At 60.6% G+C, this 8,563-nt stretch carries 9 protein-coding genes; 4 read left to right on the top strand and 5 right to left on the bottom strand.

Translation table 11 applies throughout. The annotated features are described in order from the left end of the window. Positions 1-144 precede the first annotated feature (144 nt). A complete protein-coding gene (locus tag ACOVQ0_RS00240) occupies positions 145-984 on the top strand; it encodes a beta-etherase (RefSeq protein ID WP_421878508.1) in 840 nt (279 codons plus the stop codon). A 30-nt stretch (positions 985-1,014) separates the two neighbouring features. On the opposite strand, the gene ACOVQ0_RS00235 is transcribed toward ACOVQ0_RS00240, so the two are convergent. The 5 genes from ACOVQ0_RS00235 to ACOVQ0_RS00215 form a co-directional block, all read right to left on the bottom strand. Further along, positions 1,015-2,022 (bottom strand): nucleoside hydrolase, encoded by a 1,008-nt coding sequence (locus tag ACOVQ0_RS00235; RefSeq protein WP_421878505.1) that lies wholly within the window; start codon positions 2,020-2,022, stop codon positions 1,015-1,017. Then, positions 2,019-2,768, bottom strand: a complete 750-nt coding sequence (locus ACOVQ0_RS00230) for an IclR family transcriptional regulator (protein ID WP_421878502.1) — start codon at positions 2,766-2,768, stop codon at positions 2,019-2,021. Before ACOVQ0_RS00230 ends, ACOVQ0_RS00235 begins: the two co-directional genes overlap by 4 nt. Next, on the bottom strand, positions 2,768-3,157 hold the full coding sequence (locus ACOVQ0_RS00225) for a nuclear transport factor 2 family protein (RefSeq protein ID WP_421878499.1): 390 nt from the start codon (positions 3,155-3,157) through the stop codon (positions 2,768-2,770). Before ACOVQ0_RS00225 ends, ACOVQ0_RS00230 begins: the two co-directional genes overlap by 1 nt. Further along, positions 3,154-4,287 (bottom strand): cobalamin-independent methionine synthase II family protein, encoded by a 1,134-nt coding sequence (locus ACOVQ0_RS00220; RefSeq protein WP_421878496.1) that lies wholly within the window; start codon positions 4,285-4,287, stop codon positions 3,154-3,156. The genes ACOVQ0_RS00225 and ACOVQ0_RS00220 overlap by 4 nt, the downstream gene beginning before the upstream one ends. 156 nt (positions 4,288-4,443) lie before the next feature. Further along, on the bottom strand, positions 4,444-5,292 hold the full coding sequence (locus ACOVQ0_RS00215; RefSeq protein WP_421878493.1) for a helix-turn-helix domain-containing protein: 849 nt from the start codon (positions 5,290-5,292) through the stop codon (positions 4,444-4,446). Between the two features lie 115 nt (positions 5,293-5,407). Between ACOVQ0_RS00215 and pobA the strand changes: the two genes are divergently transcribed. From pobA to ACOVQ0_RS00200, 3 genes are all read left to right on the top strand, one after another. Next, positions 5,408-6,577, top strand: a complete 1,170-nt coding sequence (gene pobA / locus ACOVQ0_RS00210; RefSeq protein WP_421878490.1) for a 4-hydroxybenzoate 3-monooxygenase — start codon at positions 5,408-5,410, stop codon at positions 6,575-6,577. 187 nt (positions 6,578-6,764) lie between these two features. Then, positions 6,765-7,439, top strand: coding sequence for a response regulator transcription factor (locus ACOVQ0_RS00205; RefSeq protein WP_421878487.1), 675 nt, complete (start codon positions 6,765-6,767; stop codon positions 7,437-7,439). Positions 7,440-7,598: 159 nt separating this feature from the next. After that, entirely contained in the window at positions 7,599-8,540 is a 942-nt protein-coding gene (locus ACOVQ0_RS00200) for a hypothetical protein (protein ID WP_421878484.1), read from the top strand. Positions 8,541-8,563 lie beyond the last annotated feature (23 nt).

The following is an 8,563-nucleotide window of genomic DNA, read 5'->3' as shown; positions in this document are numbered from 1 at the left end:
AGGCGCAAGCCTGACAGCGAGAGCGCCGGCCCATCCCGACGGGTCCGGCGCTCTTTGCGTTCTGGCTTTACGTTTTGACCAAAAATAGTTTGTGTTACTAACAAAATATGGCACACTGCAGCCAACGAAAAGCATGAGGATGTCATGGCCGCGAACAACACCATCACCTTCTACGATCTTGCCCTCTCCACTGGCGCAACGATCAGCCCATTCGTTTGGGCAACGAAATATGCGCTGAAACACAAGGGCTTCGATCTTGATGTCGTGCCCGGCGGCTTCACCGGCATCCTGGAGCGGACCGGCGGCAAGACCGAACGCCTGCCTGCCATCGTCGATGATGGCGAGTTCGTTCTCGATAGCTGGGGCATCGTCGAATATCTTGACGCCAAGTATCCTGACCGCCCTGCCCTGATCCCGCATGAAAGCGTGGCCGCCACCACCAAGGCGCTGGACCATTGGTTCTGGAATGCCGCTGTCGGCCCGTGGATGTTCTGCTTCTGTCAGGACTACCGCGACCTTTCGCTGCCGCAGGATCACGAATACGTGACCCACAGCCGCGAAAAGATGTTGGGACGCAAGCTGGAAGAGGTTCAGGCCGGACGCGAAGAGCGCCTGCCCAAGATCAGTGCCGCACTGGAACCGCTCCGCGCCGCGCTTGGCCAGCACCGGTGGCTCGGCGGGTCATCGCCCAACTATGCGGACTTCCGCATCATGGGCGGCATCCTGTTCACCGCTTCGGTCTGCAAGACGCCGGTCCTCGCCAACGATGATCCGCTGCGCGACTGGATCGAACGCTGCCTCGATCTGTTCGGTGGCCTTGGCCGTCACCCCGGCCTGTTCCCGCTCTTCGGGCTTGAGCAGCGCGAAGGCGACCCGGATCTGTTCAACCGCGCTGCGGGCCAAGGCGGCATCTACAAGCGCAACACCGGCCCGGATTCGACCCGCGCCGAAACCCAGCGCATCACCGAAGGCATGAAGGCCTGAAGCAACGAAAGGGCCGGAGCGATCCGGCCCTTATTTCGATAGCTTGGCCAGCATATCACCAAAGGTCAGCCGCGTGTCGATCGTGGTATAGATGCGGATCGGGCGGCCCTGCGGATTGGCCTGATACAGCCCGTCATCGCCAATCGTCGGGCATGGGCGCACCACATAATCGCTCGACGCCGGATCAGGCTCGAACGTCGATTGCAGCGCGGTCAAAGTCACCAGCGGGCTATCACCCAGAACATACGTCTCGCCGGTCGAAAGGTCGAACTTGGCGACCATTTCCCAGACCTTCTCGACCTCGCTCACCAGCCAGGCCGAAATGCCGCCGCGCGTCTTCATTTCCATGAGTTCCGCAGCGCTGAACAGCATCCGCCGATAGGTGTTGCGCGGCACCTGCCAGATCGCAATCGCAGATCGGTTGAATACCACCTGCGCCGCCACGCGGTCGATCGTCAGGTTGTATTCGGCGGGGGTGGCGTTCGGCACGGGGATGCCCAGCCCTTCGTATTCCTGCCCGCCAATCCACACCAGCGTCATGCGCTTGGCAATCGCCGGTTCAATCAGCAGTGCCATTGCCAGATCTGTCAGCCCTGCGCCTGCGCAATAGAACAATGGTCGCGCATCATCGCGCATGGCTTCGGCAATGATCGCGTCCGTGGCAGCGGTGCGCACTGGCACCTTCATCGATGCTATGGCTTTTGCAGCGCCTGCGAAAACCGGCACTTTGCCTTCCATGCCCAGCTTTGCCAGCACCTCGACCGCCTTGGCAGCAGAGGCTTTGGCCTGATCGCCCGGGCCGCCCCAAGGTTCATTCTCGTGCATGTGCGATCCGATGATCGCCCGTATCTCGACCGAGGGCGAACGCAGATGGTGCGCCAGCTGGAACAGCCCATCGGGATCGCCCGACAGATCGTTGTCCACGATGACCCGGTAGCGTCGGGGATCACGCGCCGCGAGCGCTGGCAGCGGTAGGGCAAGCGCGCTGGCCAGCACACCGAGAGATTGCACCACAGTGCGGCGGTTCGCTTTCATCATTCCCCCTGAATTGCCGCAGCCGTGCGGATAAGCAAGCTGCGGATGCGCGCCTCGCTGGCGGCATCGAAACGCACGGCGGGCACCGCAACGCTGAACGCGCCCACCAGTTCTCCATCGATCCACACAGGCGCTGCGGTGCCGCAGATTCCGGGCGTAGCCTCCTCGCGCGCCACACACACACCTTCGCTGCGGATCGCGCTGAAATCATCGCGCAGGTCTGCTTCGCTGGTGCGGGTTGCGGCGGTCAATCGTTCGCGCTGCACTTGCGCAAAATACAGGGCCAATTCCGCCTCAGGCAGCCACGCCAGCATGACCTTGCCCGAAGCCAGCGCATGAAGCGGACGCCGCGTGCCGGGATCGACCGCATAACGCAACGCCTGATCGCTCGCCTCGGTAACCAGCGCTTCGACCTCCCACCCACGCCGCACCATGAACGACGAGGTTTCGTTCAGTTCACCGCGCAGTGCCCGCACCAGCGGCCTGACGCGATCGTCCAGCGTCAGCGCCGCATCGGGCGCACGCAGCCGCTCCAATCCCGGCCCCGGCAAATACCGCCGCCCTTCGCGCGCCAGATATCCCCGGTCGGTCAAGGTGCCGAGCAGATAGGACAGGCTGCTGACCGGAATAGCCAGCGCGCCCGCAATCTCCTGCGCCACCGCGCCCTGCCGATGCGCCACGACATACTCGATCACGTCGAGCGTGCGCATCGCGGATTTGACCGGGTTCGAGGCGGCGGCACTGGCCATCAGAAGGTCAGGCTACCCCGCCGTTCGGAAAAGCGCCAGCCGTCTGCCGTCAATACGAACCGGTCATGGAACGATCCCACCAGCGGGGCGGGATCACCCGTGAACAGCAGCATGGCACTGGTGCCGCGCGCCGTGGTCGGGCTTTCCACATCGATCACCACGTTCGAACAGACGTGCCGCGTCTTGCGGGGTGGGCGTGCCTTGAAAGCGGCAAGGATCGCCTCACGCCCCTCCACGCCCGCATCGGGCGCGGTCGGGCGATACATCACCCCATCCTCGGCATAGAGCGCAGCCACTTCATCCCACCGCGCCTCGTCGTTGAGATTGGCATAGAGCGCCACCAGCCGCGCGCAATCCGCCTCCGCCGCACGCCGTTCTTCAGCGGTCACAGCCGGCTCGCGGCGATATCCGCGCCTTCGCGCAGAGACTTGAGCTTGCGCCAGGTCACGATGGGATCGAGCTTGCCGTAGCCTGCAAAAGTGCCAAACCCGCAGTCGGTGCTGGCCACAACGCGGTCGGCCCCCACGAACGATGCAAAGCGTTCGATCCGCTGCGCGATCAGTTCGGGATGCTCGATATAGTTCGAACAGGTGTCGATCAGGCCCGGTGCAAGGATCTTGTGATCCGGCAGCTTGGCGTCCTTCCACACCGCCCATTCATGTTCGTGGCGCGGATTGGCCGCTTCGAACAGCACCGTGGCGGGGCGCGCCTTCAGCACGGTATCGATCACGCGCTCCAGGGGGATGTCGTGATCGTGCGGGCCTTCATAGTTGCCCCAGCAGATGTGCATCCGCATCTTTTCAGGCGGAATGTTGGCAGTGGCCGCATTCAGCGCTTCGACGTTCGCTTCGGCAACCTTCACGAATTCCGCGTCGGACAGATCCTGATACCCGGTGTGGCGGCTCATCGCCAGATCGGGACAATCAAGTTGTAGATAGAATCCTTCGTTGACGATGGTTTCGTATTCCTCACGCATCGCATCGACCAGATCGGCCAGGTAGGCTTCATGTGTCGGATAGTGGCGGTTCACCTGAAACGCGGTGATCAGCCCCGGCGATGCTGCGTTCATGAAGGCTTCGGTATCGGGTGCAGCGTGCTTTTCCAACGCGGCCTTGAAGCGGCGGATGTCCTCGTGCAGCGGATCAAGCGTAATCAGGCGAACATCACCGATGCACGATGCGCGCACGAATTCCTGGCTGCCCATGATCGCAGACAGCTTCTTCACAAGGTTCGGCACTTCGGCCAGATCCGCCGCAGGCTTGCGATCAATGTGCCCGCCAAAGCCCGAAAGCCGCTCGATCATATAGGTCGAATAGCCGACCTTGCCCAGTTCGCCGTCGGAAACGACCGAGACGCCAGCCTCGACCTGCGCCTTCACCCCGGCATCGACCGCCGCCGAAACGACGCGGTCAAATTCCGCCGCATCATAAGGTTCACCCTTGTCGCGCGCCAGCAACAGCGGAGTCAGTTCATCCCCGCGCGGGAGGCTGCCAACGTGGGTGGTCTTGATCTTGGCCATTTCGCAAACCTCTCCGCTTTAGCGTTTTCGAAGCAGGTGGGATCACCTGCTGCCCCGGAAAACGCGGCAAACCACTAACCCAAAGCAATCCGCATATTGCTTTGGTTCATATCCGTGAAAATTTCATAGCGGAGTTTGCAGGCGAAACAAGCAGTTTCAGGCGGCTATCACCTTGTCCGCCGAAGGGCGCCTTCCCGTCATCCGCTGATAAAAGCGCGAAAAGTAGCTGGGGTCGTCAAAGCCGAGTTCAGCCGCCACTTGCGTTGCCGTCGCATTGGTAAATCGCAGCAACCTGTGCGCTTCCAATGCCATGCGGCGATGGATAACCTCCATCGGACTGGCCCCCAACCCCGCCACCGTCATGCGCGAAAGCGTGCGGCGGGTCATGCCGAGCGCACCGGCGTAGAAATCCAGATCGCGGTGCTGACGATAGTGCAGCTCAACCAGTTGCCGGAATCGTTCCAGTCGCCGGTCAGCGCGTGCACCGCCGTCTGGCGTGGCCTCCACCGCCACGCAGCGGATCAGCGCTTCGGCCAGTGCCATGAACAGGGGGTCTTGCTCCTGCCATTCCTGTTGCAGCCCCAGCATTTCGCGCGCCAGCCAGAAAGCACGCCGGGCAGTATCCGCCATGAGTTCCGCCACGCCACCCCGTGCCAGTGCCGCCAGCAGCGGATCAACTGGCCCATTTGCCCGTGTGGAAAAGTCTGTGGACAGGGTGAGGACAAATCCGCGCGTGCCCAGCCGGAAGCGAAAGCCATGCACCGCGCCTGCCGGAACGATCACGCGGCCCGGCCCCTCCAACCCCCGCTCCACGCCATCCAGCATGACGGCCGCGTGTCCTTCTTCTACCAGCAGGACTTGCACGAAATGGTCGTGGCGATGCACGCCGATTTCCCAATCGTGCAGCGCGCTACGTTCGGCAATCGTTTCGATATGCGCAAAGCCACCCGGTGGTCGCGCTTCTCCCTCGCCATAAAGTGCGTAGCTGGGAATTGCCTGTGCCATGTCCTGAAAGTGCCAGAAGTTTGTCCTGCCTCTGCCTTCCGCAATTCTGCCCGTGCTGTCAAATTTCCATGCTTGGAAGCCCGCATCCCTGCGCGGGCGCGTGGGAGAATTTGCCATGAAGACTCAGGTCGCCATTGTCGGCGCAGGCCCCGCTGGCCTGCTGCTGGGACACCTGCTCAAGGCTGAAGGCATTGATTGCGTTATCGTGGAGCGCCAGCAGCCCGATTATATCCTCGGCCGCATCCGCGCGGGCGTGCTGGAACAGATCACCGTCGGCCTCATGTCCCGCCTCGGCCTTGATGCCCGGCTCAAGGCAGAAGGCCTTGTCGAAGAAGGCTTCAACCTTGCCGATGGCGAACGCCTGATCCGCATCGATGTGGCCGACCTTACCGGCAAGACCGTGGTCGTCTATGGCCAGACCGAGATCACCAGGGATCTGATGGACGCTGCGCCCTCACGCGGGCTTCAGATCATCTATGGCGCCGATGACGTTGCCCTGCACGATATCGAAAGCGACGCGCCTTTCGTCACCTACACGCTCGATGGCGTGGCACAGCGCATCGACGCGCGCTTTGTCGTCGGGTGCGATGGCTTCCACGGCCCCAGCCGCAAGGCGATCCCTGCCAGCGTCGCGCGCGAGTTCGAGCGTGTCTATCCCTTCGGATGGCTTGGCATTCTGGCCGATGTCCCGCCCTGCAATCCCGAACTGATCTACGCCAACCACGAACGCGGCTTCGCGCTCGCCTCGATGCGCAGCCACACCCGCAGTCGCTATTACGTGGACGTGCCGCTTACCGAGAAGATCGAGGACTGGTCGGACGACCGCATCTGGGACGAACTCGCCGTCCGCCTCGGCCCTGAAGCCGCCGCCAACATCACGCGCGGCCCCTCCATCGAAAAGTCGATCGCGCCCTTGCGTTCTTATGTATTCGAACCGATGCGCCACGGCAGCCTGCTGCTGTGCGGCGATGCGGCCCACATCGTGCCGCCCACCGGTGCCAAGGGCCTGAACCTTGCCGCCAGCGACGTCCACTACGCCGCCGAAGCGCTGACGGCCTTCTTCAAGAGCGCCAGCAACGATGCCATCACAGGCTATTCCGCCAAGGCGCTGGCCCGCGTCTGGAAGTCCGAACGCTTCTCATGGTCGCTCACCAAACTGATGCACCGCTTCCCCGATGACGGCCCATTCGAACGCGCCATGCAGGTGGCTGAACTCGATTACATCGCCACCAGCGCTGCAGCACAGACCAGCATAGCCGAAAACTACGTCGGCCTGCCGGTGTAAGCGCCCTTCGACAAGCTCAGGGAGAGCGGATTGGAGGAATGGTATCTTCCCCACTTCCGCTCATCCTGAGCCTGTCGAAGGATGCACTCCCCACGCTTTCGCCAAAACCTCGCCACCGCTGTAACATCGTCATTCGCCCGTCACAAAACCGCGACAGAAAGCCCCTATCGACAGGGGCTAATTGTACATGCGGCGTATCGACATTCTGCTGACGGACGACCTTCCCGGCGGGCGTGACACCTTCCAGCATTCCGATTTGCGCGTGGTTTTCCACCGCTGGAAATCGGACGGCCCCTTGCCGCTCATGGAAGGCAAGCCCTGGGCCTTCGTCGATTGGGTGCTGCCCGAAATGTCCGGCCTCGAACTCTGCCGCCGGTTGCGCTGCGCCGACAGTCTCGGTCAGGATTCTCACATCACCGTCATCCTCGAAGAGGACGATGCCGAGGCCAAGCGCCGCGCCCTGCGCGCCGGCGCAGACGACTACATCCTCGGCCCGGTAGACCGCAGCGCCCTGCTCGACCGCGTGCTGTCGATCCAGCTTCCCGAACACGAAGCCCCTGCCCGTGTTCTGAAAATGGGCGATCTCACGCTCGATCTTTCCGCCCTGCAAGCCCGTTGGCGCGAAAAACCGCTGATGCTCATGCCCAACGAACTGCGCCTGCTGCGCTATCTGATGGAACAGCCCGGCCACGTCTTCAGCCGCCAGCAACTGATCACCGCGCTGGGCAAGCACGATCAGCCCATCGACGAACGCACCGTAGACGCCTGGGTCAGCCGCCTGCGCCGCGCGCTGCGTGATGTCGGCGCAGGTTCGCCGCTGCGCACGGTGCGCTCATTGGGGTATGTGCTGGACAGGCCTTGAGTTACGACATTTCGAAATTGAATAACAACGTGACATACGAAGCTTCATTAAAAGTAAAGCAATAGATATCGCCGGAATGAAAAAATTTATGCATACTTATTGACATAATCTCTTGCGACAAAGACCCTGCTGCTTCGTCACATTCGCAAGGGGGCAACCGTGGCCAAGATAAATGCGCAGTTCCGTTCGCTGAAGCTCGCAACCACCGCAATGTTGGTCACGTGTGGCAGTACAGCACTTGCCAATCAGGGTGACCGGCCACCTATTTCGATTGCTGAATTGCAGGAGCTCCATCAGAAAGCAAAAAGCGCACGCATTGATGCCGAAGCAGCTCTCAAGAAAGCGCAAGAAGCGGAAGACGCTGTCACCAAGGCGTTAGCAGCTAATAACGTTACCACTACCCCGAATGAAATCCCAAATTCATTGGCCCGAATGGATTGCTATGCGGGCGCAGCATTTATTAGCCCTTCATGCCAAAATTTCATTTTAAAAATGGGTCATGACATTACTTACTACGCCGCTTATGATCCAAAAAATATTAACAATAACGACTACAGAAACTCTTCGGAACGCGCCCTTGTAAAATACATAAACAATCTCGAAGGCAAAGTGTATGATTCAAATAGAGATGACCGCAGGAAACTGAGCTTCGTATCCGGAAGTGAACCGATCACTTCAAGGTTTTCAACATCTGGTTCTGGCAAGACCGCAGATCTCAAATTCGCCATTCCTCTGCCAAGAAGGCGAGTGTCAGCCGACAAATCAAATGCCAAGCAGAGAGTCATTTCTGATTCTCTGATTCTCGGCGCATCTGCATCATTCGATGGTGATGACAAGAAGTATGGCCTCATCCGCAGTGATAGCAAATTCAACGATAACCCGTTGAACGTAAGCCTTACATTCACAAGATCTTACCACAAAGCACTCAGCCTACATGGGAAGCCCGAGAAGCCCGGTAAGGAAACCTCATTTGCGGCTCGTGGAATGAATTTCGCCGACACACTGATAAAGCAGTGCAAAGCCGCCATGTCCGCCCCGGACAGCGCATTTGGTTTGGCCCCTGCGCGACCCTGTCAATGGACACCCAGTTTTACGAGCTAAGGCGACACCCAGTGTTACGAGGT

This window comes from Novosphingobium sp., assembly GCF_049240505.1.
Lineage (GTDB): Bacteria > Pseudomonadota > Alphaproteobacteria > Sphingomonadales > Sphingomonadaceae > Novosphingobium.
This window is presented reverse-complemented; position numbering and strand designations above follow the sequence as displayed.

Excerpts from the sequence above, each read along its gene's own strand:
- ACOVQ0_RS00240 (WP_421878508.1), top strand. The coding sequence starts at position 145 with ATGGCCGCGAACAACACCATCACCTTCTACGATCTTGCCCTCTCCACT.
- ACOVQ0_RS00235 (WP_421878505.1), bottom strand. The coding sequence starts at position 2,022 with ATGATGAAAGCGAACCGCCGCACTGTGGTGCAATCTCTCGGTGTGCTG.
- ACOVQ0_RS00230 (WP_421878502.1), bottom strand. The coding sequence starts at position 2,768 with ATGGCCAGTGCCGCCGCCTCGAACCCGGTCAAATCCGCGATGCGCACG.
- ACOVQ0_RS00220 (WP_421878496.1), bottom strand. The coding sequence starts at position 4,287 with ATGGCCAAGATCAAGACCACCCACGTTGGCAGCCTCCCGCGCGGGGAT.
- ACOVQ0_RS00215 (WP_421878493.1), bottom strand. The coding sequence starts at position 5,292 with ATGGCACAGGCAATTCCCAGCTACGCACTTTATGGCGAGGGAGAAGCG.
- pobA (WP_421878490.1), top strand. The coding sequence starts at position 5,408 with ATGAAGACTCAGGTCGCCATTGTCGGCGCAGGCCCCGCTGGCCTGCTG.
- ACOVQ0_RS00205 (WP_421878487.1), top strand. The coding sequence starts at position 6,765 with ATGCGGCGTATCGACATTCTGCTGACGGACGACCTTCCCGGCGGGCGT.